Consider the following 24,216-nt stretch of genomic DNA (forward strand, 5'->3'; position numbering starts at 1 on the left):
CCGTTCATAAAAAAATGCCGCTCGATTGAGCGGCATTTTTTTGTCCGGGATTTACTCGCCGATGGCGCTCTTATAGCCCGCAGCGTCCAGCAACTTGCTCAGATCGGCTTCAGCGGCAGATGGCTTGAGCTTGAAGATCCAGGCACTGTAAGGCTCGCTGTTCAGACTCTCAGGCGAGTCGCCTAGCGCTTCGTTGGCAGCAATCACTTCGCCAGCCACCGGCGAATAGATATCCGACGCGGCCTTGACCGACTCGACAACGCCTGCAGCATCACCGGCAGCGAAGGTTTTGCCGATTTCCGGCAACTCGACGAAAACGACATCGCCCAGTGCTTCCTGTGCGTGATCCGAGATACCAACGGTGACCGTACCGTCGGATTCCAGACGCGCCCATTCATGGCTTTCGGCGAAACGCAGTTCGGCGGGAATATTGCTCATTTAGTCATCCTCAACATCGGGGTCAGCGGAAAACCCGCCAGATTAGGTTAGATCAGGGCTTTGCCATGACGCACAAACGCTGGCTGCACGACCCGTACCGGATACCACTTGCCGCGGATTTCGACCTCAGCGCGGTCAGCGGTGGCGATTGGAACGCGTGCCAGGGCAATCGACTTGCTTAGCGTAGGGGAGAAACTACCACTGGTGATCTCACCTTCGCCAATTTCTGCGACGCGTACCACCTGCCGGGCGCGCAACACGCCGCGCTCTTCAAGCACCAGCCCGACCAGTTTGGAGGCGATGCCCTCGGCTCGTTCAGCCTCAAGCGCCTCGCGCCCGATGAAATCGCGCTCTGCAGGCTCCCAGGCGATGCTCCAGGCCATGTTGGACACCAGCGGCGAAGCGTTTTCGTCGATGTCCTGACCGTACAGGTTCATACCGGCTTCGAGTCGCAGCGTGTCGCGTGCGCCCAGACCGATAGGGGAAATGCCGGCACCGACCAGATCATTGAAGAAACCGGGAGCCTGTTCGGCAGGCAGCATGATTTCCAGCCCGTCTTCGCCGGTATAACCGGTGCGGGCGATGAACCAGTCGGCGTTGTCGTGACCTTCGAAGGGCTTGAGCTGACGAATGAGATCGGCACGGGAGCTGGACACCAGCTCGGCGATTCTGCTTCTGGCCTGCGGGCCTTGAATCGCCAGCATCGCTATATCGCTGCGCTCAGTGAGTTGAACGTCGAACCCTTCCAGCCGGGATTGCATCCAGGCAAGGTCCTTGGCACCCGTGGCGGCGTTGACGACCAGACGATAGCCGTCGGTCGTGAGGTAGACGATCGTGTCGTCGATGACCCCGCCACGCGTGTCGAGCATCGCGCTGTACAAGGCGCGACCCGAGGTATTCAGCCTGTCGACATCATTGGCCAACAGGTAGCGCAGCCAGGCTTTGGCCTGACTGCCTGCAACATCGATCACATTCATGTGAGAGACATCGAAGACCCCACAGTCACGGCGCACCTGATGGTGTTCCTCGACCTGCGATCCGTAATGCAACGGCATGTCCCAGCCACCGAAATCGACCATCTTCGCGCCCAGCGCGAGGTGCAGGTCAAAGAGGGGGGTACGCTGTCCCATGGGTTTCTCCTTCCGGGCGTGGCGAAGGTGCGGGCAAACACATCACGGCAAGCCCCCCGTTGAATCGGAGTTTGCAGCAAAGACAGCGGACCGAATTGTCTGACAGACCGCACCAATTGCGGCGCATTGTAGCCGCAAGGTGAAGACCCCGCACCTAGCTAATCTGACGAGCCGAGCGCCGAATCAGCCCGATGACGGGCAGCAGGCCAACCAGCACCAGCGTCAAGGCCGGTAGCGCTGCACGCGCCCACTCGCCTTCACTGGTCATTTCGAAGATGCGTACGGCCAGCGTATCCCAGCCAAATGGGCGCATGAGCAGGGTCGCCGGCATTTCCTTGAGCACATCCACGAAGACCAACAAGGCTGCACTCAGCGCGCCAGGGACCAGCAGCGGCAGATACACGTTGAGAAACAACTTAGGGCCACTGACGCCCAGACTGCGTGCAGCTTCAGGCAATGATGGCCGAATGCGCGAGAGGCTGTTTTCCAGCGGACCGAAGGCCACGGCAATGAAACGCACCAGATAGGCCAGCAGCAGTGCCGAAAGGCTCCCCAGCAACAGCGGCTTGCCTGCGCCCCCGAGCCAGCCTGATAGCGGGATCACCAGTTCACGGTCCAGGTAGCTGAACGCAAGCATGATCGACACCGCCAGCACCGACCCCGGCAGCGCATAACCCAGATTGGCCAGGCTCACGCCCGAACGAATTGCAGGGGTTGGCGCCATGCGCCTTGCGAAGGCCAGCACCAGCGCTGCGCTGACGGTGATCAACGCGGCCATACCGCCCAAATACAGAGTGTGAAGAATCAGACCGGTGTATCGCTCGTCCAGGTCAAAGCGCCCCCGCTGCCAGACCCAGACGATCAATTGCAGCACTGGCACCACGAATGCGCAGAGAAACACCAGCCCACACCAGCCAGTCGCCGCCAGCGCCTTGATCCCGTGGAGGTTATAAAGCGCGGTGCCGCGTGGCCGCTCGTTGGTGACACGGCTCGCGCCCCTGGCCCGACGTTCGCCGTACAGCAGAATCAGTACCGCCAGCAGCAACAGGCTGGCCAGTTGCGCAGCGCTGGAAAGGCTGAAGAAGCCGTACCAGGTTTTGTAGATAGCGGTGGTGAACGTGTCGAAATTGAACACCGAGACAGCGCCGAAATCGGCCAGCGTTTCCATCAGCGCCAGCGCCACGCCTGCACCAATCGCCGGACGCGCCATCGGCAAGGCGACGCGCCAGAAGGCCTGCAACGGCGATTGTCCGAGCACTCGCGCCGCCTCCATCAAGCCTTTGCCCTGCGCCAGAAATGCGGTGCGCGCCAGCAGATAAACGTAGGGGTAGAACACCAGCACCAGCACGATGATCACCCCACCGGTAGAGCGCACGCGAGGCAGTCGCAAGCCGCTGCCGAACCATTCACGCAGCAGGGTCTGCACCGGGCCTGAAAAATCCAGCAGCCCGACGAACACGAACGCCAGTACGTAGGCCGGAATGGCAAAGGGCAGCATCAATGCCCAGTCCAGCCAACGCCGTCCAGGGAACTCGCACAAGCTGGTCAGCCACGCCAGACTCACCCCCAGCAGCGTCACGCCTAAACCGACACCCACGACCAGAATCAACGTGTTGCCTAGCAGACGAGTCATCTGGGTTTCGAGCAGGTGCGTCCATATCTGCCGGTCGATGCTTTCCCAGGAAAGCAACAGCACGCTCAGCGGCAGCAGCACCAGCGCAGCAATGGCAAAGACCAGGGGATACCAGCGGCGTTGGGCAGGATGGGCCAAGGGGTTCTCGAAGTCGGTAGAGGAATCATGATCTGGTGATCGTGCCCACGCTCCGCGTGGGCATGCAGCCCGTGACGCTCCGCGTCACATTCGAGAACGGACATAGAGCGTCCTGAGCGGCCTTACCACGCGGAGCGTGGGAACGATCAGAGGTCGAGTATTAAATCAATTCCAGCCCGCGCGATCCATCATCCGAATGGCTTCTGCCTGACGCTTGCCCGCCACTTCGACCGGGATGGTGTCGGCCTTGAACGCGCCCCAACTGGCCACTTCCTCTGACGGCGCCACTTTCGGGTTGGCCGGGAACTCCTGATTGACACTGGAGAAGATCTTTTGCGCCTCAGGACCGGTCATCCACTCAACCAGCGCCTTGGCAGCCTCTGGATGAGGTGCGTATTTGGTAAGCCCGATGCCGGACAAATTGACGTGCACACCCCGGTCGGTCTGATTCGGCCAGAACAGCTTTACCGCCAGGTCCGGGTTCTGCTTGTGCAGGCGACCGTAGTAATAGGTGTTGACGATACCCACGTCGCACTGACCGGCATTGATCGCTTCCAGCACCGCGATGTCATCGGAAAACACATCGGTGGACAGGTTGTTGACCCAGCCCTTGAGGATCTTCTCGGATGCTTCGGCTCCGTGGGTTTCGATCAGCGTGGCCGTCAGCGACTGGTTATAGACCTTCTTGGCTGTGCGCAGGCAGAGACGGCCTTCCCAGTTCTTGTCGGCAAGCGCTTCATAGGTGGTCAACTCGGCGGGCTTCACCCGGTCGGTGGAATAGGCGATGGTCCGGGCACGCAGGCTCAGACCGGTCCAGCCATGCGTAGACGAGCGATACTGCGCAGGAATATTGGCTTCGATGACCGGCGAGATGAAGGACTGGAGAATGCCCATCTGTTCGGCCTGCCAGAGGTTGCCTGCATCGACGGTCAGTAGCAGATCGGCAGTCGCGTTTTCACCCTCGGCCTTGATGCGCTGCATCAGGGGCGCTTCCTTGTCGGTGATGAACTTGATCTTCACACCGGTCTTGGCGGTATAGGCGTCGAACACCGGCTTGATCAGCTCGTCGATCCGGGAGGAATACACCACCACTTCGTCAGCTGCCTGAGCAGTGCTGCCCAGCAGGGCCAGTGTCAAAGCAGCCAGAAGACGCTTGCTTGCCTGCATGAAGGTATCTCGCGTTCGCAAATGAGGCGAAATGGTAGTGAATCCCATTTGCTATCTCAATCGAAGAGGCGCTGGAGCCGTTACCGGATGTTGCAGAACTCGACAAACCGTGGGAGCGAGCTTGCTCGCGAAGGCAGTGGTCGAGGCGCACGGCCTGGATTGGCCGTGCTGAGGATTTCGCGAGCGAGCTCGTGCCTACTAGGATCTCTGAGATTTTTACAACCGCGCTAACTCCGGCAAATCACCCGACAGCCCCAGCGCCTCGCGAACGAACAACGCCTTGGCTTCCGGCAGCTTGTTAACCACCTTGAGCCCGGTGTTGCGCAGCCAGCGCAGAGGCAGTGGATCGGCCTGGAACAAGCGCTCAAAGCCTTCCATCGCCGCCATCAACGCTAGGTTGTGTGGCATGCGGCGGCGCTCGTAGCGGCCCAGCACACGCACGTCCGACAGCAATTCGCCGCGTGCGGCCGCATGGGTCAGCACTTCGGCCAGTACAGCGGCATCAAGGAACCCGAGGTTCACGCCCTGCCCGGCCAGCGGGTGAATGGTGTGCGCAGCGTCGCCGATCAAGGCCAGACCTTTGGCGACGTAGCGCTTGGCATGGCGCTGACGCAGCGGGACGCACAGGCGAGCATCGACCGCCAGCACTTGCCCCAACTGGCCCTCGAACGCCTGTTCAAGCGCCTTGCAGAACATCTCGTCGTCCACTGCCATCAGACGCTCGGCCTCTTTGGGCGTGACCGACCAGACGATGGAGCTCCAATGTTCGCCTTCGCGATCCAGCGGCAGGAAGGCCAGTGGCCCTTCGTCGGTGAAACGCTGCCAGGCAGTTTTCTTGTTGGGTTCGGCTGTGCGAACGCTGGTCACGATCGCGCTGTGCAGGTAATCCCATTCACGGGTCGGCGTCGCCGTCAAACGGCGTACGGTCGAGTTCGGGCCATCGGCGGCCACCACCAGCGGTGCGCGCAGCAGGCGACCGTCAGCCAGGGTCAGCAGCCAGTCATCACCCGAATAGCGCATCTGCTCCAGCCGGGCATTGGCCAGCAGACCAATGTCGCTGTCATGCAGACGGTCGAGCAGCGCATCCTGCACCACACGGTTCTCGACAATATGCCCCAGCACATCGGCATGCACGCTGGACGCGGAAAAGTGGATTTGACCGGTGCCACTGCCGTCCCACACCTGCATGTGGCTGTAAGGGCTGATGCGCCGCGCGGCAATACCGTCCCACACCTCAAGACGCTGAAGAATCCGCTGGCTGGCGGCCGACAGGGCGCTGACACGCGGTTCGAAGGTCGAGTCCACGTCAAACGGCTTGACGCTCAATGGCCCGCCGTCGACCACGATCACATCCAGGCCGCTGCCTTGCAGGGCCAGCGCCAGGGCGCTACCCACCATCCCGGCACCGACAATCAGCACATCTGCACGCGTTTCCATGTTCAAACCATTCCCGCTTGCGGCCGCAGCCATAGGTTGAAAGTGCATGCCTTACACATCGGATCGAGTTCCCAGCCCCATTGCCTGCCGAGCGAACCAGCGCTTGGCGGTGGGCAGCAGATCCAGCCCGAGCAACCCCAGGTTGCGCCCCGTGGTCACAGCCGACTGAGTGCTGCCGAACAGGCGCGTCACTTTATCGGAGAAACCTACGGTCAACTGCTGATCGGCACGCTGACGCTCGCGATAAATCTGCAACGTTGCCAGATCGCCCAGCGCTGCATCGCTTTCAAGCAGGGTTTGCGCGAGCGCATCGGCATCGCGCAGTGAAAGGTTGAAGCCCTGCCCGGCAATCGGGTGCAGGCTGTGCGCGGCGTTGCCCAAGATCACCAAGTGCGAACGCACCTGTTCCTCGGCCTCTACCAGCGCCAGCGGATACACGTGCCGAGCGCCGACCTGGCGCAGCGTACCGAGGCGATAGCCAAACACGCCTTGCAGCTCCTCAAGAAAACTGCGGTCGTCCAGCTCGGCAAGGCGTTGGGTGTCATTACCGCGCCGCGTCCAGACAAGCGCACAGCGGTTTTCCGGTAACGGCAGCAACGCCATCGGGCCATCGTCGGTGAAGCGCTCGAACGCCTGGCCGCAATGGGCCTCGCTCGGCGTGATGTTGGCGATCAGTGCGCTCTGATCGTAAGGCGTCTGCCGCACGTTGATCCCAAGCTGCTCGCGCAGACTGGAGCGGCCACCATCGGCGAGCACAGCCAGATCGCATTCCAGCTCGGTTTCATCAGCCAGTGTCAGGCGGTAGCCATCGGCCAGCGGCTGCATCTTGCGCACCTCGGCCGGCACACGCCAGCTGACCACGTCACGATCCAGCCCCGCCCACAGGCACTGCCCCAGCCAGGCGTTTTCAACGACGTAGCCCAACGCAGGCACGCCTTCTTCGATGGCAGACAGACGCGTCGCGCCGAAGCGGCCACGGTCGGACACCTGAATTTGCAGAATCGGCTCGGCCCGGCGCGAGATCGGCTGCCAGACGCCAAGGCGCTCATAAATGCGTCGCGCGCCGAACGACAGCGCCGAGGATCGGGCGTCGTAGCTGGGCTGGTACGTTTCGCCCGGCGCAAACGGCTCGATCAGAACAATCTTCCAGCCGCGTGCCTTCGCGCCTGCCTGCAGCGCCAGCGCAAGGCTCGCACCAACCAGCCCGCCGCCGACGATAGCAATATTGAAACGGCTCATGCTGCCTGGATCCTTGAGGCGGCCATCAAGGCTTCGATTTCGGCCACTGTCTTGGGCACGCCACCGGAAAGCACTTCACAGCCTTTCTTGGTCACAATCACGTCGTCCTCGATACGCACACCGATACCTCGCCATTTCTTTGCGACATTCAGATTGTCGGGGGACACATAAATGCCAGGTTCAACGGTCAAGGCCATGCCGACCTCCAGCACGCGCCACTCTCCGCCGACCTTGTATTCGCCAACGTCGTGCACGTCCATGCCCAGCCAGTGTCCGGCGCGGTGCATGTAGAACGCTTTGTAGGCTTCATCTTCAATCAACTGCTTCACATCGCCCTGCAATAAACCCAGCTCGACAAGGCCGGCGGTAATGACCTGGACCGTCGCTTCATGCGCCTGGTTCCAGTGCTTGCCCGGGCCGATGGCATCGAAGGCCGCGTACTGGGACTTGAGCACCAGCTCGTAGATGGCTTTCTGCTCCGGCGAGAACGTGCCGCTGACCGGGAACGTACGGGTGATATCACTGGCGTAGCAGTCTATTTCGCAACCGGCGTCGATCAACACCAGATCGCCGTCTTTGAGCGCGGCGTCATTCTGCTGGTAGTGCAGAATGCAGGCGTTGCGGCCCGATGCGACGATGGACCCATAGGCGGGCATCTTCGCGCCGCCCTTGCGAAACTCGTAGTCCAGCTCCGCTTCCAGCGAGAACTCATGCAGCCCGGCAAGGCAGGCCTGCATGGCGCGTACGTGAGCGCGCGCAGAAATCTCCGCGGCGCCACGCATCACCTTGATCTCGGCCGCCGATTTGTAAAGACGCATGTCATGCAGCAGGTGATCGAGCGCGACAAACTCGTTCGGCGGCTGAGCGCCCAGATGCGCCTTGGAGCGGATCACGTTGACCCATTCCATCAAGTGGCGATCGAATTCGGGGTGGCTGCCCATCGCCGAGTACACGCGATCCCGGCCTTCGATGAGGCCCGGCAGGATGTCATCGATGTCGCTGATCGGAAACGCGTCGTCTGCACCAAAATCACGAATGGCGCCTTCCTGCCCTGCACGCAGTCCGTCCCACAGCTCGCGCTCGGGGTTGCGTTCGCGGCAGAACAGCACGTACTCGCCGTATTCGCGTCCCGGAATCAGCACCACTACGGCCTCAGGCTCGGGGAAGCCGCTCAGGTACTGAAAATCGCTGTCCTGGCGATACACGTGCTCGACGTCCCGATTGCGAATCGCCACGGCCGCAGCGGGCAGGATGGCGATGCTGTTGGGCTCCATTTGAGCCATCAGGGCTTTGCGGCGGCGGGCGTATTCGGACTTCGGTATAGAGATCATCAGCAACGTGAGTCCTGAGGGCGCGCATCGACCGAAGGGCAGTCAGCCCTGATCGATGACGCGAAAGTGAACAATCAGTGCAGCGACGGCTTGGGTTCGGCAGCCGCTGGCTTGTTGCATTCAGTGAACAGCAACAACGGCGCAACGCGCAGGTATTCCATCACTTCCATGTAGTCGGTTTCGCCGTCTTCGGACTCTTCCAGCGCGTCCTGTACCTGAGCGATGGCCGCCAGATCCTGGAGGACTTCGGTCGCTTCGATGCTCAGTACCTTGTCACCGGCTGCCAGACCGAAGCCCGACAGGAAGCCCTGGCACCACTGACCCAGCGCGGCAGCACGCTCAGCCAAGGGCTCGTCATCGCCCGGCAGCAGCAAAACGACGGTCATGTCATCGCTGGTGAGTTCGCCCTTGACCATTTCCTGCAGACCCACAAGGGCCTGACGAACGTTGTCTTGCGGCTCGGTTTCCAGCAGCACCGAAGCGTCGGCAAACCAGCCTTCGTTGTCGAAGCCTGCGCCTGCGCAACTGCGGCCCAGCAGCAGGCCATGAAGTTCAGCGGGGGAAACCGGGTGGCCACTGCCGTTGAGCAAGGTGGCGAATGCTTTGTACGGAGAATTCTGAATGGGCATGGGTAGCTAGTCGCCAAACGGCGCAGTGTCTAGAATGAAGGCCTTGTATCCTAGACTATCCGCGCGACAAGATCATCAACGCGGCGGTTTGGGCTTTGCCATGATCAATACCCATGCCATTCATCAGAAAGTACTCAGTGGAAAACAATGGAAGACACCGACCTGCAAGCGCTGATGAAACGCGTGGAGCTGCTACTCAAGCACGCCGAGCAACTTAAAGCCCAAAACGCACTCCTATTAGCTCAGGAAAAATCCTGGCGCGAGGAACGCGCCCACCTCATTGAAAAGAACGAAATCGCCCGGCAGAAGGTCGAGTCAATGATTTCGCGCCTCAAAGCTTTGGAGCAAGACTCATGAGTAATGGCAACAGCGTGACCGTTCAGATCCTCGACAAGGAATATTCCATCATCTGCCCTCAGGAAGAGCGCACCAATCTGGTCAGCGCTGCCCGCTACCTGGATGGAAAGATGCGTGAAATCCGCAGCAGCGGGAAAGTCATCGGTGCCGACCGCATCGCTGTGATGGCCGCCCTCAATATTACCCACGACTTGCTGCACAAGCAGGATTTGCCTGACGTACAGGCCAGCGGATCGACGCGCGAACAGGTTCGCGATCTGCTCGACAAAGTCGATCTGGTGCTGGCAACCGACACGCCCGGCACACCGGATTCAACACGGGGCTGATTATTTCGGGGCATTTCTGTATACTTGCGCCGCTCCCTGGAGTGCTTGCCAGTCGGTCATGTCCCTGAGCCGATACGCACAACCACGGGGGTTGCACGTTGGGGTTGGTGTGCATGTCCGCTCGACGGAAAGCCTTAAAACCTCCTGCAATCTCCACCTTGAACTTTCGGGTTCAAGGGCTACACCGACAGCGGTTCGTCGGGGAGTCCTCATTCAATCCATTGCCAGTCACGCTGTCTGGCGATGAAGATCCTGCCTTGATACCCACCTCAAGGATCAATCTTTCGGATCAGCCTGCATGACCTTTCGCTCATGACCAGCGCACCTTCGCTCACACGCCCGCAATTGCGTCGCCAATTGCGCAAAGCCCGTCGATCCCTCAGCCGTAGCCAGCAACGTGAAGCCGCCCGTGGCCTGTATCGCCAATTGGCGCAGCATCCGCTATTCCGGCGCGCCCGACATGTTTCGCTGTACCTGCCGATGGACGGTGAGATCGATCCGCGCCTGTTGCTGCGTGCGGCGCAGCGTCGCGGCAAGGCGACGTACCTGCCCGTTCTAAATGCCTGGCCGAGGACTCGCATGGTTTTCCAGCGCGTACGGCCAGGCGAGAAATTCAAACCCAACCGTTTTCGTATTCCCGAGCCGCGCATCAACCGCGCAAAGCAGCGCCGGATCTGGGCACTCGATCTGGTGCTGATGCCATTGGTGGGCTTCGACGACGAAGGGGGACGCCTGGGCATGGGCGGCGGCTTCTATGACCGCAGCCTGGCGTACAGGGCGCGCAGAAGCACATGGCGCAAGCCGGTGCTGCTTGGGCTGGCCCATGAATGTCAGAAGGTGGAGCGATTGGCGCAGGCCAGTTGGGACGTCCCATTGCAGGGTACGGTGTCGGATAAACGCTGGTATCTGGCTCAGGCACTCTGACCGGTCGGGCTTCGTTGCGAAAGCGTGCTGACGGTCAGAGCAGGATGGGGTGTATCAACGGAGAGATCAGTGCCGACCGGGCACTTTCTGTTGTTGCTGGGTAATCTCGACAGGGATGTCCGCTTTACCTGTCCACAGGCTCTGCGCATAACCGGTTGTCACGACACCCAAGCCAAACAATACAACCAAAATCCAGAGTAAATCAGGCTTGCGTTTCATTGACTGCCCTCCTTAGGCAAATCAATACGATGTCAGCATCGGTTTTGTGTGAGCCGTGCAGCAGCGTGGTGCTTAAAGGGCGGCATTTTGCGATAACGTGATCGAGTACGCAAATACTGGCACCCACCGACTGTCGGTTTGTCATCAAACTTACATGAACTTATTTCTTCAGGAGCAACCATTCATGGCCTACTGGCTGATGAAGTCCGAGCCCGACGAGCTCTCGATCAGCGACCTGCAGCGTCTCGGCGAAACCCGCTGGGACGGTGTGCGCAACTATCAGGCGCGCAACTTCATAAGGTCCATGACGGTGGGCGACGCATTCTTTTTCTATCATTCCAGTTGCCCCGAGCCCGGCATTGCGGGAATCGCGAAAATCATCAAAGCCGCGTACCCGGACCCGACAGCGCTCGACCCCGACAGCCATTACCACGATGCCAAGGCCACTCCCGAGAAGAATCCGTGGAGCGCCGTTGATGTGGCGTTCGTGGAGCATTTCGGCAAGGTTCTCGGCCTCGGCTACCTGAAGCAGCAAAGCCAGCTGGAACAACTGCCTCTGGTGCAAAAGGGTAGCCGACTTTCGGTCATGCCGGTGACCGCCGAACAATGGGCGGCGATTCTGGCACTGCGCTGACCAGGCTTACTGGACGATGAAGTTGTTGAACAGGAGGTCTTCAACGACCGGCTTGCCCTCTTCGTCGTTCATGACGCGCTGAACCTGCTTGAGCGCTTCCTGACGAATGTTCTCTTTCGCTTCGGCGCTGCTCATGCTGTCCACCGTCTGCTGCGTGAACAGCGACACCAGTTGGTTGCGGATCAGCGCGTCATTGCGCTTCACGGCCGCTTCAGCGTCGGCACCGGCGACGCGCAGCGCAATGTCAGCCTTGTAGACGCGCAGCTTCGGACCGCCGTCGAGCGCATAGTTGCCCACGAACGGCGGCGTTAGCGACACATACGCCGCCTTGGGCGGACCTTCTTCCTTGGCTTCTTCCTGCGCCATGACAGGCAACGACAAGGCCAGCAACATCAGAATCCACGCTTTCACAGTCCACTCCTTAATACGATTCGCCACACAGCTTATACAGCCGGTACAGCTTATGTGTACTTATCAGGCCGAGTCATGCTCATTGACCCGCACACCCGCTTAACTGACTTTATCGGCCATCTCTGGAAAAGGAATAGCCCCGATGAAAGCCCTCTTGTGCAAAGCCTTCGGCCCCGCCAGTACGCTGGTGCTCGAAGATATCCCTGCTCCTGACGTCAAGAAGAACGAAATCCTGCTCGACGTCCACGCCGCCGGGGTCAACTTTCCGGACACACTGATCATAGAAGGTAAATACCAGTTCAAGCCGCCCTTCCCCTTTTCACCAGGTGGCGAAGCAGCCGGCGTGATCTCGGCCGTCGGGGAAAAGGTCACTCACTTGAAAACCGGCGACCGCGTCATGGCCCTCACCGGCTGGGGCAGCTTCGCCGAGCAGGTCGCCGTGCCGAACTACAACGTGCTGCCGATCCCTGAAAGCATGGACTTCACCGTTGCCGCCGCCTTCAGCATGACCTATGGCACCTCGATGCACGCCCTCAAGCAACGCGCCAACCTGCAGCCCGGCGAAACCCTGCTGGTGCTCGGCGCATCCGGCGGCGTCGGCCTGGCTGCGGTGGAAATCGGCAAGGCGCTGGGTGCACGCGTCATCGCCGCTGCAAGCTCGGCAGAGAAACTTGAAGTCGCCAAAAACGCAGGCGCCGACGAACTCATCAACTACACCGACACCAGCCTCAAGGATGAAATCAAACGCCTCACCAACGGCAACGGCGCCGACGTGATCTACGACCCGGTCGGCGGCGACCTCTTCGACCAGGCCATCCGCGCCATCGCCTGGAACGGACGCCTGCTGGTCGTCGGCTTCGCCAGCGGCCGCATTCCCGAACTGCCGGTCAACCTGGCCTTGCTCAAAGGCGCTTCGGTCGTGGGGGTGTTCTGGGGTTCCTTTGCACAGCGCCAGCCGCAGGATAACGCCGCGAACTTCAAGCAGCTGTTTGCGTGGTTTGAAGAAGGGAAGTTGAAGCCGCTGGTGTCGCAGGTCTATCCGCTGGAGCGGGCTGGTGAGGCGATTGATGCGTTGGGGGGAAGGCGGGCTGTGGGGAAGGTGGTGATAAGCATGAAAAACCAAATTTAAAATATTTATATACATCGGGAGTGCATAAAAAACCAAACAACATAGCCATACAGAAAGGAGAACTGTATGGCTATCAGAAAAAAAAGACAGACCAATTTATTAAAGGACACAACTACCGGGACTGTAAACATTAGTCACGGCAGCTCGTCAAAACCGCAAAATACAGGCTTTTTCGGGAGCAGTTTCACCAATACGGGTTCCTCTAGCCGTAAGAGACGACGCAGGCGACTGCATGCCCGCGCACTGCAGGCTGCCCAAGCAATAGCTGAGGCCGAAGCCATCGCACAGGTCGAGCGGCAAGCTCAGGAACATGCGCAGAGCCTGGCAAGAGCGCAACATGAACGTGAACAACGCGTAAAAGCCGAAGAAACAGCGAGAGCACACGCAGAAGCTGTTATACGCGCCCAAGCCGAGAAAGAACAAGCATACCGACACACCATAAACTTGTTGACCAATTCTTTTCGAATTGAAAGTCAGGATATAGCACGACACTACACAACAAAGTCTGCGAGTTTATCCGAGTCGATAGCGCAGGAGATTGGCTTCGTTGATTCGCAACGGGTTCCCCATACTGGGCAGCAAGCACTCGATCTCATCCTTCACGAGAAAGCGCAGATCAACTACTTGATCGCCATGAAGAGTGCTGATCGGGACGCAATAAATAATGCACTTACGGCAAGTGGTACAGGCGTAGGCAACCCGGATTCAGGCCAGTACAAACATTTTCTGGAAGCCCATAGCAACGGTGATGCGAATCTTTCACATCAGCTTCATCGACGATGGATAGACGCCTATACGCAGACCCAACAGTCGCAGTTGCTTTCACAAGCTATCGCATTACTCGAAGAACGATCTAACCAACTCTCCACACAGCATGCCGAGTTATCGCACGCCTTCAGATCGGCCAGGGAGACAGAGGAGTCCGTCTCCGCGAAACAGGCCAACACTCTCTGGAAGGCCGTAGCACCTCCAGCGCTGTCGGCAACCACTGCTGGGATCGAAACGGTACAGACAAGGGCGGCCCAACTGGCGAAGGAATATTTTGTTCGAATCGCTTCAAAGGCACTCACACGCAATGCAGGTCTCGCGCTAGCCGCTTATGCGCCGACCCTGGGCGATGCCGAGCGGCCTTCGCCCGTAGTCGGCACGCCCCTTTCACAGCTCAATTTGCCTGAAACGCTGGACCTGGCTTACGTCGCCAGTGTGGGCGGTGCCATTGATGTACCTCATCGACTGGTCGAATCCACCGATAGTGAACGCTCGCTCACGCAGTGGACGGCAACCGATGGAGTAAAACTCGGCACGAAGGTTCGTGTACGAACATTCACCTACAACGCCCAGAACAACACCTACGAATTTATCCGAGACGGTGAATCCACACCGGCACTGATCTGGACCCCAATAGCACGACCGGCTGACAGCTCGACTGTCTCGCCTGTGAATCCACCAGCGCTGCCTGCTGATCCGGGCAGCGCCGTGTATCCGGTCGCTCCCGAGCTGGAGACGTACCCGGCGATCGATCGAAACGATCCTGATGACTACATTCTCGTATCGCCGATTGACTCAGGGCTGCCAGACACCTATCTGCTATTCAAGGACCCGAGGTCGATTCCGGGGGTGGCGAGCGGGTATGGCGGACCGGTTGATGCAAACTGGCTGAAAGACCCTGCGAAGGGTGAGGGAGTACCCATTCCATCAAGTATTGCGGAGCAACTCAGAGGTCAGAAATTCAATAGCTTTGACGGGCTACGACGGGCAATTTGGTTAGCTGTATCCAATGATGCGGAGCTAAGCAGACACATAGGGGCGGCTAACCTGAGAGAACTTTCGCAACACCGCGCTCCCTACGCACCTGTAGCCGACAGTATGGGTAAGCGTATCAAATATGAAATTCATCATAAGCATTGGATCAGTCAAGGTGGGCAAGTGTACGATCTGGACAATCTGATCATTATGACTCCGAAAGAGCACATTGATACTCACAGGACACTAAAACCATGAACCGAAAGTCAAAACTTGAAGAGTACACCGAAGCTGAGTTCACAGCACTTGTGAACGAACTGTTCATCGGACCCGACGGTGTAAGTGAAGACGAAGAGGAGCAGTACCTTATTGACCTTGCTCTTTACATTGAAGAAATCACTGAGCATCCTGAAAAGACAGACCTTTTATTCTACCCACCCGCAGATCGAGAAGACAGCGCCAACGGCGTCATACAGGAAATCAAGGCATGGAGAGCGCAGAGTGGCAAGTCGGGGTTCAAACAGACCGACTAAACCAATACCACACACTATCCACTATTGATTTTCAGCAACAATAACAATCAAAAAGGAATTGAATCATGGAAGAATTAAATCATCACCTGCAACAACTACCTAATTTTTTGCAGGCTGAACTTGCCGCTCACGTTGGCAGATTGAGCGGACTTGAATACATAGGGATTACTGAGCGATACATACATACAGCTTTTCACCTGATTAACAGCAAACGAGCACCGTTGCAGCAAGCACACATCGATAACGTACGTTTCATGTGGGGTGATGTACGCTCTACAAAGCTCGACATGGAAAACAAAGCCTTGTTGCGCAGCTTGCCGGGGGGTGGCCAGACCGACTTCTACTCCATGACGGTCGATGCTGATTTTCATCTGCAGAGCATTCGCTTTCTAAACGAGTTCAAAGCAGGCCTCGAATCGTTACACAGCAGGCTTAAAGAGCAGCAACGCCAGCATGCCGTGCTTGTTGCTCAAGAAGCCGCACGCCGCGCAGCCGAAGATGCTGCTCGGGCACGAATGCAGGCGGAAGAAGCCGCCCGGCGCATGGCAGAAGAACACGCCGCGCAGCAGCGTGCCCGAGAGGCCGCACTGCAGCTCGCGCAACGCCAGATTGAAGAGGCAGCGCGCGAAGTTGCACATAGAAAAGCCGAGGAAGCATTAAGGCTGGCATCAGAATCAGTACGTACAGCGGAAGCGATGCTGGGGCCTGAGGCAACAAAGCATATAGGTGTTGCCCTGAACGCACTCAAAAATGCCATTGAGTTTGCCGTTTTAGAATGCTCAAACGCACTGAGTGCTCAAGGCGTATCCAATGCTGAGCATTTTGAAGCCGTAGGAAAAATGAAAGTATTTGATTAACTGACAGCCGCAGCCGCCAGTTCAAGATTCCGTCGCCCGAACTGGCGTCACGGTCCAGCAGCTTCCTTTAAAATGACTGCCGAACACGCTCCGGCAAATAGTCCACATATCGCCGCCCAGGATTATCCCGACAACTCGCGATTACCGTCGGAACCGCCTGGAGCAAATCGCGCACCAACGCATCGCGTTCGTCCGGAGACAGAAACAGTTGTACGACGGGGCCGCTGGACAGGTAACGCTCAGTCCTGAGAAATACGTCCAGCTCGTAAGGCGCATGCGTTCCAAGCGAGTCCTTTTGCCTTGACTCACGATTGATCTGACTGCACATCACCTTCCTGAGATCGGCGTTTTCATCCAGCGGAGGACGAGAAGGCGCCGCTTCAGCGAACTGATAGGTCACGGTCACGTTTTCGCCTTCCGGATGGGAAGCGGGAGGCTCCCACGCCTCGAAGCGCCACTGCTCGACGACGTGTTTGGCGGCAGCAATAATGGCTGGGTCGGTGGTGTTCAGAACCTCAAGGAACCGAACTTCTCCGCTGGCCTTGATGAATACCCTTACGCTGACATCGACGCCGGACACTGCTGTAAGGCGCAGGCTGCGCGGGTATTCAATATCAGGCATATGACGCGGGACGGGATAGGAAGGCAGACCGTGTGCGACGCTGGCCAGACTAAGCAGCAACCACGCCGCGTGGAGTTTGAGCCTCATTCAGCGAGCCTCCTGCGTCAGCCCAACGGTGAAACCTGACTCAGCTGTCCCGACCAACACCGCCTTGATCGATGCAGGCAGGTAGTCGCCGTAGCGGTGATCAGGATTGTGTTCACAGTGGCTGACAATCATCGGGATCGAATCACTCAACTGCTCAAGCAACGCCTTGCGCTCGTGCTCTGTATGGCGATGCGCAACATGGCCACTGAACAGCACTTGGCCGGTGTACCAGAACACATCAACTTTGCTCAATGATTCGTCGGGGGAGTCCTGCCGGACGGACTGCACTTCGTGATTGAGGTAGCCGCAGCGAATGTCGCCCAACCCTACACTGACCTCGGTATTGAAACGTCGGTACCCGTGGGAACCAAAAATCACCGGTACGGTGATGCTGGTGAACGGCGGCGCGCCGACGGTGCCGATCCAGGGTTTATAGCGCCATTGCCTGAGCGTTTGCTCGACAGACGACGTCATGAGCGGATGCCCACTTTCAATCGCCTTTGCTTCATGCACTGAGCCGTCGGACTTGATCACCAGTTGAGCACGCACCTTTCCGGCGTAGCGGGCTTTCACCAGTTCAACAGGAAACGCTGGCTGGGGCGTGTACATCGGCACCAGAAACGCTTCTGCTGCGTAAATCGGCAGCGCCATCAACGCCATTGAAACCACCAGAATAACCACAATCCACTTCATCAAAACCCCTGCTCATCGCGACTTAACTGCCTGCATGGCATCCATGTCGCGATACTAGAAGGGGCCTCTATAAACATATAAGGACACGATTTCTTATACGGCCGTAGGACCTGTCCTATTCGCTTACTGAATCGTTAAACCTCTCTGACGTTCACAAAACAACATGCGTAACCTCCCGTTTCTCGCCGTTTTTCAGTCAAAAGGCACTGCTTTTTTCTGTAATGAAAATGTAATATTCGCTTTCGCAAAAAAATAAGAACCCGGAGAGTCTCTATGTTTGCGTTTTTCCGCCCTGCCAGGCACAAGGCACCCCTTCCCGAAGAGCAAGTCGACAGCACGTATCGCCGCCTGCGCTGGCAGATCTTCGCGGGCATTTTCATTGGCTATGCAGGTTACTACCTGCTGCGCAAAAACTTCTCGCTGGCGATGCCTTATCTGATTGATGAGGGTTACACCCGTGGTCAGCTGGGCGTGGCGATGTCGGCGATTGCGATTGCCTACGGCCTGTCGAAGTTCTTGATGGGGATCATCTCCGACCGGTCCAACCCACGTTACTTCCTGCCGTTCGGCCTGCTGGTGTCGGCCGGGGTGATGTTCATCTTTGGTTTCGCGCCGTGGGCGACGTCCAGTGTCACGATCATGTTCGTGCTGCTGTTCATCAATGGCTGGGCGCAGGGCATGGGCTGGCCGCCGAGCGGACGAACAATGGTGCACTGGTGGTCGCAGAAGGAACGCGGCGGCGTGGTGTCGGTGTGGAACGTGGCGCACAACGTCGGCGGTGGCCTGATTGGTCCGCTGTTTCTGCTGGGCATGGGCTGGACTAATGACTGGCATGCGGCCTTCTACGTCCCGGCTGCCGTGGCGTTGCTGGTGGCGGTCTTCGCGTTCGCAACCATGCGCGACACGCCGCAATCAGTGGGCCTGCCGCCTATCGAGCACTACAAGAACGATTACCCGGAAGGCTACGATGCCAGCCATGAAGAAGAATTCAGCGCCAAGGAAATCTTCGTCAAATACGTGCTGCGCAACAAATTCCTGTGGTACATCGCGATGGCCAACGTGTTCGTCTACCTGCTGCGCTACGGCGTGCTGGACTGGGCACCGACCTACTTGAAAGAAGCCAAACACTTCACGGTCGACAAGACCTCATGGGCTTATTTCCTGTACGAGTGGGCCGGTATTCCGGGCACGCTATTGTGCGGCTGGATGTCGGACAAGATCTTCAAGGGCAACCGCGGCCTGACGGGCATGGTGTTCATGTTTCTGGTGACCATCGCCACGCTGGTGTACTGGCTCAATCCTGAAGGCAACCCGACGGTCGACATGATCGCGCTGGTGTCCATCGGCTTCCTGATCTATGGCCCGGTGATGCTGATCGGTCTGCAGGCGCTGGAACTCGCGCCCAAGAAAGCAGCCGGGACGGCGGCGGGCTTTACCGGCCTGTTCGGCTATCTGGGCGGTTCGGTCGCGGCAAGTGCTGCGATGGGCTACACCGTAGACCACTTCGGCTGGGACGGCGGTTTTGTGCTGCTGATTGGCGCATGCATTCTGGCGATGGTGTTTCTGGCCCCGACACTGCGTCACAAGCAGGTCGCCAGCACCTCGCGTGAAGCCAAAGCCTGATTCAGGCGGTTGCTGACTGGCAGCGCTTGAGCCGCGCCTCCAGATGCAAATCTGGCATGGCGTGGCTGCGCAGGGCGATGACGGTCTGCTCAACATAATCGCGGGTGGTCCCATACCGCCCGCTTGCGCTGGCCAGCACCTGGCTCAGCACGCTATCCGGCAGATTGCCCGCGTAGCTGGGCAGATGACGCTCCAATACAAATCCCAATGCCTGGACCTGCCTGCCATCTTCGAGACGGCAGTTGAGCCAGTGCGGGCGGTAGGAGGGATAAGGCATCTCGCGCTGCCACAAGGCGAGCAGCGAGTCTTCAAGGCATTCGTCCGGGAGTCGATAGGCGAAGCCGGTGCAGGAGCCGCCTCGGTCCAGACCGAACACCAGGCCCGGTACTTCGGGCGTGCCACGATGCTCATGGGACCACAGGTACAAGCCACGGTGATAACCATGTACGCGACCGCGTTGACGCTCGACGGCGGTGCATTCGGGTCGCCAGATCAGCGAACCATAAGCGAACAGCCAGACCGGCCCGCCCTTATGGCGCTGCATGGTGGTGGCCATTGATGCGAGCAATTGCTCACGCGTCAGTTGCGGGCCAAGATCGATGACAGGTGGATACGTCAGGCCCAGGCCGTCGTGTACCGCGACGGCCAGTTCGTTGATTGGGTTCTCCATTTGCCTCCCTGACAGTCTGACTGCCAGTCTTTACCGAGCCCCGCTGAAACGCTCATGGGCGAGCGGCATCAGGGTGTCGTGGTGCGTTCACAGCGGCAGGCCGACGACCTGCATTGCCAAAAGGCATCTGGCGATGATTTGACATTGCCAGATGCTATAAGCGGGTTGAAGCAATTTATAATCCAACTACCTGACCGTCAGTCAGGTGTCACGGACGTGGCGCGTAGGCAAACACGTCTGCACGCATTTGATGAGCGTCCATACCGGCAGCGACGAGCGCATCGAGCGTGCCGTAGATCATCGCGGGCGAGCCGCTGCCGTAGACATGCACCGCCGACAGATCCTTGATGTCCTCACAGACCGCTTCGTGCAGCATCCCGCAGCGCCCTTCCCAGCCGCACAGATCACTGACGACCTTGTGCAGGAACAGATTGGGCAGTTGTGCCCATTCATCCCAGTGCGCAATCTCATAGAAATCGTCGGGACGCCTTGCGCCCCAGTACAGGTGCACGGGATGGTCGAAACCTTTGGCCCGACAATGCTCGATCAGACTGCTCATCTGCGCCATGCCGGTGCCTGCCGCGATCAGCACCAGCGGCCCGTCAGGCAGCTCGGCCAGGTGGGTGTCGCCAAACGGCAGTTCGACCTTTGCCATCGCGTTGCGCTGCAACTGCTCGATGAGGTTGCGCGCACTGTCTTCACGCACCAGCACGTGCAGCTCCAGATCGCGACCCCGATAGGGCGCGGAGGCGATGGAGAAGGCAGACTTTTCGCCGTTCTCGCGCTCGATCATCAGGTATTGTCCGGCGTGGTAGCGCGGCGGCTTGCCGGCCGGGGCGCGCAGCCCCACACGCCAGACATCGCCACCCACTTCGACGCACTCGCTCAGTTGGCAGGCGACGCTGCGCACCGGCAGCTCACCCTTGGCCAGCACGCCATCCCACAGCACCACACAATCTTCCAGCGGCTCAGCCAGACAGGTGTAGATCTCGCCGTGGTCATGCTCTTGATCCGCCTGCATGACCCGGCCTTCCACCAGCAGCGCCGAGCAAACGTGGCAATTTCCGTTGCGGCAGCTCTGTGGGCACTCATAGCCCAGGCGTTGCGCAGCGTCGAGAATCCGCTCGCCCGGCAAGGTATCCAGCACTGCGCCCGAGGGTTGCAAGGTTACGCGCATCACTTGATTCCCAACTGATCCCAGATTTCGTCGACCCGACGTGTAGTGGCCTCATCCTTGATGATCGCCCTGCCCCATTCGCGAGTGGTTTCGCCCGGCCACTTATTGGTCGCGTCCAACCCCATCTTGGAGCCCAGACCGGACACTGGCGAAGCGAAATCCAGGTAGTCGATAGGCGTGTTGTCGATCATCACGGTGTCGCGCTTGGGGTCCATACGCGTGGTGATCGCCCAGATCACGTCGTTCCAGTCGCGTGCATTGATGTCGTCGTCGGTCACGATCACGAATTTGGTGTACATGAACTGCCGCAGGAACGACCACACGCCCAGCATCACGCGCTTGGCATGGCCAGGATACTGCTTCTTGATGGTCACGACGGCCATGCGATACGAGCAGCCTTCGGGCGGCAGGTAGAAATCGACGATTTCCGGAAATTGCTTCTGCAGGATCGGCACGAACACCTCGTTCAGTGCGACGCCCAGAATCGCTGGCTCATCAGGTGGACGGCCGGTGTAGGTGCTGTGGTAGATCGGCTTGATGCGGTGCGTGATGCGTTCGACGGTGAGCACCGGAAAGCTGTCCACTTCGTTGTAATAGCCCGTGTGGTCGCCATAAGGCCCCTCATCGGCCATTTCACCGGGATGGATCACCCCTTCAAGCACGATCTCGGCGCTGGCGGGCACTTGCAGGTTGCTGCCCCGGCACTTGATCAGCTCGGTGCGCGAACCGCGCAACAGGCCGGCGAAGGCGTATTCGGAGAGGCTGTCCGGCACCGGGGTCACGGCGCCCAGAATGGTGGCCGGGTCTGCACCCAGCGCCACGGCAACCGGATAAGGTTCGCCCGGATGCTTGGCGCACCAGTCACGAAAATCCAGCGCGCCGCCACGATGGCTGAGCCAGCGCATGATGATCTTGTTACGGCCAATCACCTGTTGGCGATAGATGCCCAGGTTCTGGCGTTCCTTGTTCGGCCCCTTGGTGACCGTCAGGCCCCAGGTGATCAGGGGCGCTACGTCGCCCGGCCAGCAGGTCTGGACTGGCAACATGCCCAGGTCGACGTCATCGCCTTCGATCACGACTTCCTGGCAAGGTGCATCCTTGACCACCTTGGGGGCCATTGCGATGACTTTGCGGAATATCGGCAACTTGGACCAGGCGTCTTTCAGCCCCTTGGGCGGCTCGGGTTCCTTGAGGAAGGCCAAGAGCTTGCCGATCTCGCGCAATTCGCTGACCGCCTCGGCGCCCATGCCCATTGCCACGCGCTCGGGCGTGCCAAACAGGTTGCCCAGCACCGGCATGTCGAAACCCACCGGCTTTTCGAACAACAGGGCAGGGCCCTTGGCACGCAAGGTGCGATCACAGATCTCGGTCATTTCAAGCACGGGCGAAATCGGCATATGAATGCGTTTCAACTCTCCGCGCTGTTCAAGCTGCTGTACGAAATCCCTTAGATCTTTGAATTTCATTAACCCGGCCACTTATCCAAATAGACCCACATCCTACCTGCTCTGAGCACTCAAGGCAGCTAATGAGCCGAACGGCAGCCAAAAAAAATGGCACCCCGAAGGATGCCATTTCTTGAACCGACCCGTCTGTTACTTGCGTTTCATCGACAGGAAGAATTCATCGTTGGTCTTGGTCTGCTTGAGCTTGTCGATCAGGAATTCGATCGCAGCGACTTCGTCCATCGGGTGCAGCAGCTTGCGCAGAATCCACATACGCTGCAGTTCGTCATCAGCGGTCAACAGCTCTTCGCGGCGTGTGCCGGAACGGTTGATGTTGATGGCCGGGAACACACGCTTCTCTGCGATCTTGCGATCCAGAGGCAGCTCCATGTTGCCCGTACCCTTGAACTCTTCGTAGATGACTTCATCCATCTTCGAGCCGGTTTCCACCAGCGCGGTGGCGATGATGGTCAGCGAGCCGCCTTCTTCGATGTTTCGTGCAGCACCGAAGAAACGCTTTGGCTTCTCCAGGGCGTGCGCATCGACACCACCGGTCAGTACCTTGCCGGAGCTCGGGATGACGGTGTTGTAGGCACGGGCCAGACGGGTGATGGAGTCGAGCAGAATAACGACGTCTTTCTTGTGCTCGACCAGGCGCTTGGCCTTCTCGATCACCATTTCGGCAACCTGTACGTGACGGGTTGGCGGTTCGTCGAATGTCGAGGCAACCACTTCGCCGCGCACGGTGCGCTGCATTTCGGTTACTTCTTCCGGACGCTCGTCGATCAGCAAAACGATCAAGTGCACTTCCGGGTTGTTACGCGTGATGTTCGACGCGATGTTCTGCAGCATGATGGTCTTGCCCGCCTTCGGCGGAGCAACGATCAGGCCACGCTGGCCTTTGCCGATCGGTGCGCACAGGTCGATGACACGACCGGTGAGGTCTTCGGTGGAGCCGTTGCCGGCTTCCATCTTCATGCGCACGTTCGGGAACAGCGGCGTCAGGTTTTCGAACAGAATCTTGTTCTTGGCGTTTTCCGGGCGGTCGTAGTTGATTGTGTCGACCTTGAGCAGAGCGAAGTAACGCTCACCTTCCTTCGGAGGACGAATCTTGCCAACGATGGTGTCGCCGGTGCGCAGGTTGAAGCGGCGGATCTGGCTCGGAGAGACATAGATGTCATCCGGACCGGCCAGGTAAGAAGCGTCTGCAGAGCGCAGGAAGCCGAAGCCGTCCTGTAGGATCTCCAGCACGCCATCACCAGAAATTTCCTCGCCACTTTTAGCGTGCCTTTTGAGCAGGGAGAAAATCACATCCTGCTTGCGCGAACGGGCCATATTTTCTATGCCCATCTGTTCGGCCATTTCGAGCAGATCGGTAATCGGCTTTTGCTTGAGTTCAGTCAGGTTCATATGGGAATGACGTAATCGTGTATGGAGGGGGAAATTAAGCTTTTGGCTTAATGAGGCCGCGCCGCAGAGAAGGCGACAGGATCGCGTACTAAATCGAAAGGAGAGCGTCGGCGACGGCTAGCAGGGGGCAACGGAGAAGCCGTTGCGGGGCCGAATGTACCACTCGATTTTCAAGGAGTCTAGTACGACACCCGAAAAAAAGCCCCGCTAATTA

The 24,216-nt window shown here is 58.8% G+C and carries 25 protein-coding genes and 1 other RNA gene; 10 read left to right on the forward strand and 16 right to left on the reverse strand.

The window, feature by feature from the left end; translation table 11 throughout:
- Positions 1-51: 51 nt before the first annotated feature.
- The 8 genes from gcvH to ALP40_RS21005 form a co-directional block, all read right to left on the reverse strand.
- The gene (gcvH, locus tag ALP40_RS20970) at positions 52-438 is read right to left on the reverse strand and encodes a glycine cleavage system protein GcvH (protein WP_122210097.1); all 387 of its coding nucleotides are present in this window, start codon (positions 436-438) and stop codon (positions 52-54) included.
- Positions 439-485: 47 nt separating this feature from the next.
- Entirely contained in the window at positions 486-1,568 is a 1,083-nt protein-coding gene (gene gcvT / locus ALP40_RS20975) for a glycine cleavage system aminomethyltransferase GcvT (protein WP_122210098.1), read from the reverse strand.
- Positions 1,569-1,722: 154 nt separating this feature from the next.
- Positions 1,723-3,339 carry an iron ABC transporter permease gene (locus ALP40_RS20980; protein WP_122210099.1) on the reverse strand — a complete coding sequence of 539 codons (1,617 nt, stop codon included), beginning with the start codon at positions 3,337-3,339 and terminating at the stop codon, positions 1,723-1,725.
- Between the two features lie 165 nt (positions 3,340-3,504).
- Positions 3,505-4,506 carry an extracellular solute-binding protein gene (locus ALP40_RS20985; RefSeq protein ID WP_122210381.1) on the reverse strand — a complete coding sequence of 334 codons (1,002 nt, stop codon included), beginning with the start codon at positions 4,504-4,506 and terminating at the stop codon, positions 3,505-3,507.
- Positions 4,507-4,722: 216 nt separating this feature from the next.
- Positions 4,723-5,943: a 2-octaprenyl-3-methyl-6-methoxy-1,4-benzoquinol hydroxylase gene (locus ALP40_RS20990; protein WP_122210100.1), complete on the reverse strand. Its 1,221-nt coding sequence runs from the start codon at positions 5,941-5,943 to the stop codon at positions 4,723-4,725.
- Positions 5,944-5,994: 51 nt separating this feature from the next.
- Positions 5,995-7,182: a 2-octaprenyl-6-methoxyphenyl hydroxylase gene (gene ubiH, locus ALP40_RS20995; RefSeq protein WP_122210101.1), complete on the reverse strand. Its 1,188-nt coding sequence runs from the start codon at positions 7,180-7,182 to the stop codon at positions 5,995-5,997.
- Positions 7,179-8,513, reverse strand: a complete 1,335-nt coding sequence (pepP, locus tag ALP40_RS21000; protein ID WP_122210382.1) for a Xaa-Pro aminopeptidase — start codon at positions 8,511-8,513, stop codon at positions 7,179-7,181. Before pepP ends, ubiH begins: the two co-directional genes overlap by 4 nt.
- A 74-nt stretch (positions 8,514-8,587) precedes the next feature.
- Positions 8,588-9,142: a YecA family protein gene (locus ALP40_RS21005; RefSeq protein ID WP_122210102.1), complete on the reverse strand. Its 555-nt coding sequence runs from the start codon at positions 9,140-9,142 to the stop codon at positions 8,588-8,590.
- 147 nt (positions 9,143-9,289) lie between these two features.
- Between ALP40_RS21005 and ALP40_RS21010 the strand changes: the two genes are divergently transcribed.
- From ALP40_RS21010 to ALP40_RS21025, 4 genes are all read left to right on the forward strand, one after another.
- Complete coding sequence (locus tag ALP40_RS21010; protein WP_073170818.1) at positions 9,290-9,499, forward strand: TIGR02449 family protein; 210 nt, start codon at positions 9,290-9,292, stop codon at positions 9,497-9,499.
- Positions 9,496-9,825: a cell division protein ZapA gene (locus ALP40_RS21015; RefSeq protein ID WP_004886792.1), complete on the forward strand. Its 330-nt coding sequence runs from the start codon at positions 9,496-9,498 to the stop codon at positions 9,823-9,825. The genes ALP40_RS21010 and ALP40_RS21015 overlap by 4 nt, the downstream gene beginning before the upstream one ends.
- Before the next feature lie 30 nt (positions 9,826-9,855).
- A non-coding RNA gene (ssrS, locus tag ALP40_RS21020) (6S RNA) lies at positions 9,856-10,034 on the forward strand.
- Positions 10,035-10,137: 103 nt separating this feature from the next.
- The gene (locus ALP40_RS21025; RefSeq protein WP_122210103.1) at positions 10,138-10,749 is read left to right on the forward strand and encodes a 5-formyltetrahydrofolate cyclo-ligase; all 612 of its coding nucleotides are present in this window, start codon (positions 10,138-10,140) and stop codon (positions 10,747-10,749) included.
- Positions 10,750-10,815: 66 nt separating this feature from the next.
- Here the strand turns inward: ALP40_RS21025 and ALP40_RS21030 are convergent, their stop codons facing one another.
- On the reverse strand, positions 10,816-10,968 hold the full coding sequence (locus ALP40_RS21030) for a hypothetical protein (RefSeq protein ID WP_122210104.1): 153 nt from the start codon (positions 10,966-10,968) through the stop codon (positions 10,816-10,818).
- 184 nt (positions 10,969-11,152) lie between these two features.
- Between ALP40_RS21030 and ALP40_RS21035 the strand changes: the two genes are divergently transcribed.
- Positions 11,153-11,602, forward strand: coding sequence for an EVE domain-containing protein (locus ALP40_RS21035; protein WP_122210105.1), 450 nt, complete (start codon positions 11,153-11,155; stop codon positions 11,600-11,602).
- Positions 11,603-11,608: 6 nt separating this feature from the next.
- On the opposite strand, the gene ALP40_RS21040 is transcribed toward ALP40_RS21035, so the two are convergent.
- Positions 11,609-12,013, reverse strand: coding sequence for a flagellar basal body-associated protein FliL (locus tag ALP40_RS21040; protein WP_122210106.1), 405 nt, complete (start codon positions 12,011-12,013; stop codon positions 11,609-11,611).
- Positions 12,014-12,155: 142 nt separating this feature from the next.
- Here ALP40_RS21040 and ALP40_RS21045 point away from each other — a divergent pair, with 142 nt between their 5' ends.
- The 4 genes from ALP40_RS21045 (at position 12,156) to ALP40_RS21060 (ending at position 16,275) form a co-directional block, all read left to right on the forward strand.
- On the forward strand, positions 12,156-13,142 hold the full coding sequence (locus ALP40_RS21045) for an NADPH:quinone oxidoreductase family protein (RefSeq protein WP_122210107.1): 987 nt from the start codon (positions 12,156-12,158) through the stop codon (positions 13,140-13,142).
- Positions 13,143-13,208: 66 nt separating this feature from the next.
- Positions 13,209-15,143, forward strand: a complete 1,935-nt coding sequence (locus tag ALP40_RS21050) for an S-type pyocin domain-containing protein (RefSeq protein WP_122210108.1) — start codon at positions 13,209-13,211, stop codon at positions 15,141-15,143.
- On the forward strand, positions 15,140-15,418 hold the full coding sequence (locus ALP40_RS21055) for a bacteriocin immunity protein (RefSeq protein ID WP_122210109.1): 279 nt from the start codon (positions 15,140-15,142) through the stop codon (positions 15,416-15,418). Before ALP40_RS21050 ends, ALP40_RS21055 begins: the two co-directional genes overlap by 4 nt.
- 65 nt (positions 15,419-15,483) lie before the next feature.
- Positions 15,484-16,275: a hypothetical protein gene (locus tag ALP40_RS21060; protein WP_122210110.1), complete on the forward strand. Its 792-nt coding sequence runs from the start codon at positions 15,484-15,486 to the stop codon at positions 16,273-16,275.
- A gap of 67 nt (positions 16,276-16,342) precedes the next feature.
- Here the strand turns inward: ALP40_RS21060 and ALP40_RS21065 are convergent, their stop codons facing one another.
- Together ALP40_RS21065 and ALP40_RS21070 are read right to left on the reverse strand one after the other, a co-directional pair.
- Positions 16,343-16,984: an energy transducer TonB gene (locus tag ALP40_RS21065; protein WP_122210111.1), complete on the reverse strand. Its 642-nt coding sequence runs from the start codon at positions 16,982-16,984 to the stop codon at positions 16,343-16,345.
- On the reverse strand, positions 16,985-17,677 hold the full coding sequence (locus ALP40_RS21070) for an energy transducer TonB (RefSeq protein WP_043306748.1): 693 nt from the start codon (positions 17,675-17,677) through the stop codon (positions 16,985-16,987).
- A 273-nt stretch (positions 17,678-17,950) separates the two neighbouring features.
- On the opposite strand from ALP40_RS21070, the gene glpT reads away from it, so the two are divergent.
- Positions 17,951-19,300: a glycerol-3-phosphate transporter gene (gene glpT, locus ALP40_RS21075; protein ID WP_122210112.1), complete on the forward strand. Its 1,350-nt coding sequence runs from the start codon at positions 17,951-17,953 to the stop codon at positions 19,298-19,300.
- Position 19,301: 1 nt separating this feature from the next.
- Here the strand turns inward: glpT and ALP40_RS21080 are convergent, their stop codons facing one another.
- The 4 genes from ALP40_RS21080 to rho all read right to left on the reverse strand — a co-directional run bounded on the left by ALP40_RS21080 (position 19,302) and on the right by rho (position 24,002).
- The gene (locus ALP40_RS21080) at positions 19,302-19,970 is read right to left on the reverse strand and encodes a gamma-glutamylcyclotransferase (RefSeq protein WP_122210113.1); all 669 of its coding nucleotides are present in this window, start codon (positions 19,968-19,970) and stop codon (positions 19,302-19,304) included.
- A 208-nt stretch (positions 19,971-20,178) separates the two neighbouring features.
- On the reverse strand, positions 20,179-21,147 hold the full coding sequence (locus ALP40_RS21085) for a CDP-6-deoxy-delta-3,4-glucoseen reductase (protein WP_122210114.1): 969 nt from the start codon (positions 21,145-21,147) through the stop codon (positions 20,179-20,181).
- A complete protein-coding gene (ubiD, locus tag ALP40_RS21090) occupies positions 21,147-22,613 on the reverse strand; it encodes a 4-hydroxy-3-polyprenylbenzoate decarboxylase (RefSeq protein ID WP_122210115.1) in 1,467 nt (488 codons plus the stop codon). Before ubiD ends, ALP40_RS21085 begins: the two co-directional genes overlap by 1 nt.
- A gap of 129 nt (positions 22,614-22,742) precedes the next feature.
- The gene (rho, locus tag ALP40_RS21095; protein ID WP_083181804.1) at positions 22,743-24,002 is read right to left on the reverse strand and encodes a transcription termination factor Rho; all 1,260 of its coding nucleotides are present in this window, start codon (positions 24,000-24,002) and stop codon (positions 22,743-22,745) included.
- Positions 24,003-24,216: the final 214 nt, after the last annotated feature.

The sequence above is a fragment of the Pseudomonas viridiflava genome (assembly GCF_003702045.1).
In the GTDB taxonomy this organism is placed as follows: Bacteria; Pseudomonadota; Gammaproteobacteria; order Pseudomonadales; family Pseudomonadaceae; genus Aquipseudomonas; species Aquipseudomonas viridiflava_C.

Coding starts and splice junctions, on each gene's coding strand:
- ALP40_RS21060 (WP_122210110.1), top strand. CDS start 15,484: ATGGAAGAATTAAATCATCACCTGCAACAACTACCTAATTTTTTGCAG.
- ALP40_RS20985 (WP_122210381.1), bottom strand. CDS start 4,506: ATGCAGGCAAGCAAGCGTCTTCTGGCTGCTTTGACACTGGCCCTGCTG.
- ALP40_RS21080 (WP_122210113.1), bottom strand. CDS start 19,970: ATGGAGAACCCAATCAACGAACTGGCCGTCGCGGTACACGACGGCCTG.
- ALP40_RS20990 (WP_122210100.1), bottom strand. CDS start 5,943: ATGGAAACGCGTGCAGATGTGCTGATTGTCGGTGCCGGGATGGTGGGT.
- ALP40_RS21025 (WP_122210103.1), top strand. CDS start 10,138: ATGACCAGCGCACCTTCGCTCACACGCCCGCAATTGCGTCGCCAATTG.
- ALP40_RS21045 (WP_122210107.1), top strand. CDS start 12,156: ATGAAAGCCCTCTTGTGCAAAGCCTTCGGCCCCGCCAGTACGCTGGTG.
- ALP40_RS21015 (WP_004886792.1), top strand. CDS start 9,496: ATGAGTAATGGCAACAGCGTGACCGTTCAGATCCTCGACAAGGAATAT.
- ALP40_RS21030 (WP_122210104.1), bottom strand. CDS start 10,968: ATGAAACGCAAGCCTGATTTACTCTGGATTTTGGTTGTATTGTTTGGC.
- ALP40_RS21085 (WP_122210114.1), bottom strand. CDS start 21,147: ATGCGCGTAACCTTGCAACCCTCGGGCGCAGTGCTGGATACCTTGCCG.
- ALP40_RS21010 (WP_073170818.1), top strand. CDS start 9,290: ATGGAAGACACCGACCTGCAAGCGCTGATGAAACGCGTGGAGCTGCTA.
- gcvT (WP_122210098.1), bottom strand. CDS start 1,568: ATGGGACAGCGTACCCCCCTCTTTGACCTGCACCTCGCGCTGGGCGCG.
- pepP (WP_122210382.1), bottom strand. CDS start 8,513: ATGATCTCTATACCGAAGTCCGAATACGCCCGCCGCCGCAAAGCCCTG.
- ubiD (WP_122210115.1), bottom strand. CDS start 22,613: ATGAAATTCAAAGATCTAAGGGATTTCGTACAGCAGCTTGAACAGCGC.
- glpT (WP_122210112.1), top strand. CDS start 17,951: ATGTTTGCGTTTTTCCGCCCTGCCAGGCACAAGGCACCCCTTCCCGAA.
- ubiH (WP_122210101.1), bottom strand. CDS start 7,182: ATGAGCCGTTTCAATATTGCTATCGTCGGCGGCGGGCTGGTTGGTGCG.
- rho (WP_083181804.1), bottom strand. CDS start 24,002: ATGAACCTGACTGAACTCAAGCAAAAGCCGATTACCGATCTGCTCGAA.
- gcvH (WP_122210097.1), bottom strand. CDS start 438: ATGAGCAATATTCCCGCCGAACTGCGTTTCGCCGAAAGCCATGAATGG.
- ALP40_RS21035 (WP_122210105.1), top strand. CDS start 11,153: ATGGCCTACTGGCTGATGAAGTCCGAGCCCGACGAGCTCTCGATCAGC.
- ALP40_RS21065 (WP_122210111.1), bottom strand. CDS start 16,984: ATGAGGCTCAAACTCCACGCGGCGTGGTTGCTGCTTAGTCTGGCCAGC.
- ALP40_RS21070 (WP_043306748.1), bottom strand. CDS start 17,677: ATGAAGTGGATTGTGGTTATTCTGGTGGTTTCAATGGCGTTGATGGCG.
- ALP40_RS21050 (WP_122210108.1), top strand. CDS start 13,209: ATGGCTATCAGAAAAAAAAGACAGACCAATTTATTAAAGGACACAACT.
- ALP40_RS21055 (WP_122210109.1), top strand. CDS start 15,140: ATGAACCGAAAGTCAAAACTTGAAGAGTACACCGAAGCTGAGTTCACA.
- ALP40_RS21005 (WP_122210102.1), bottom strand. CDS start 9,142: ATGCCCATTCAGAATTCTCCGTACAAAGCATTCGCCACCTTGCTCAAC.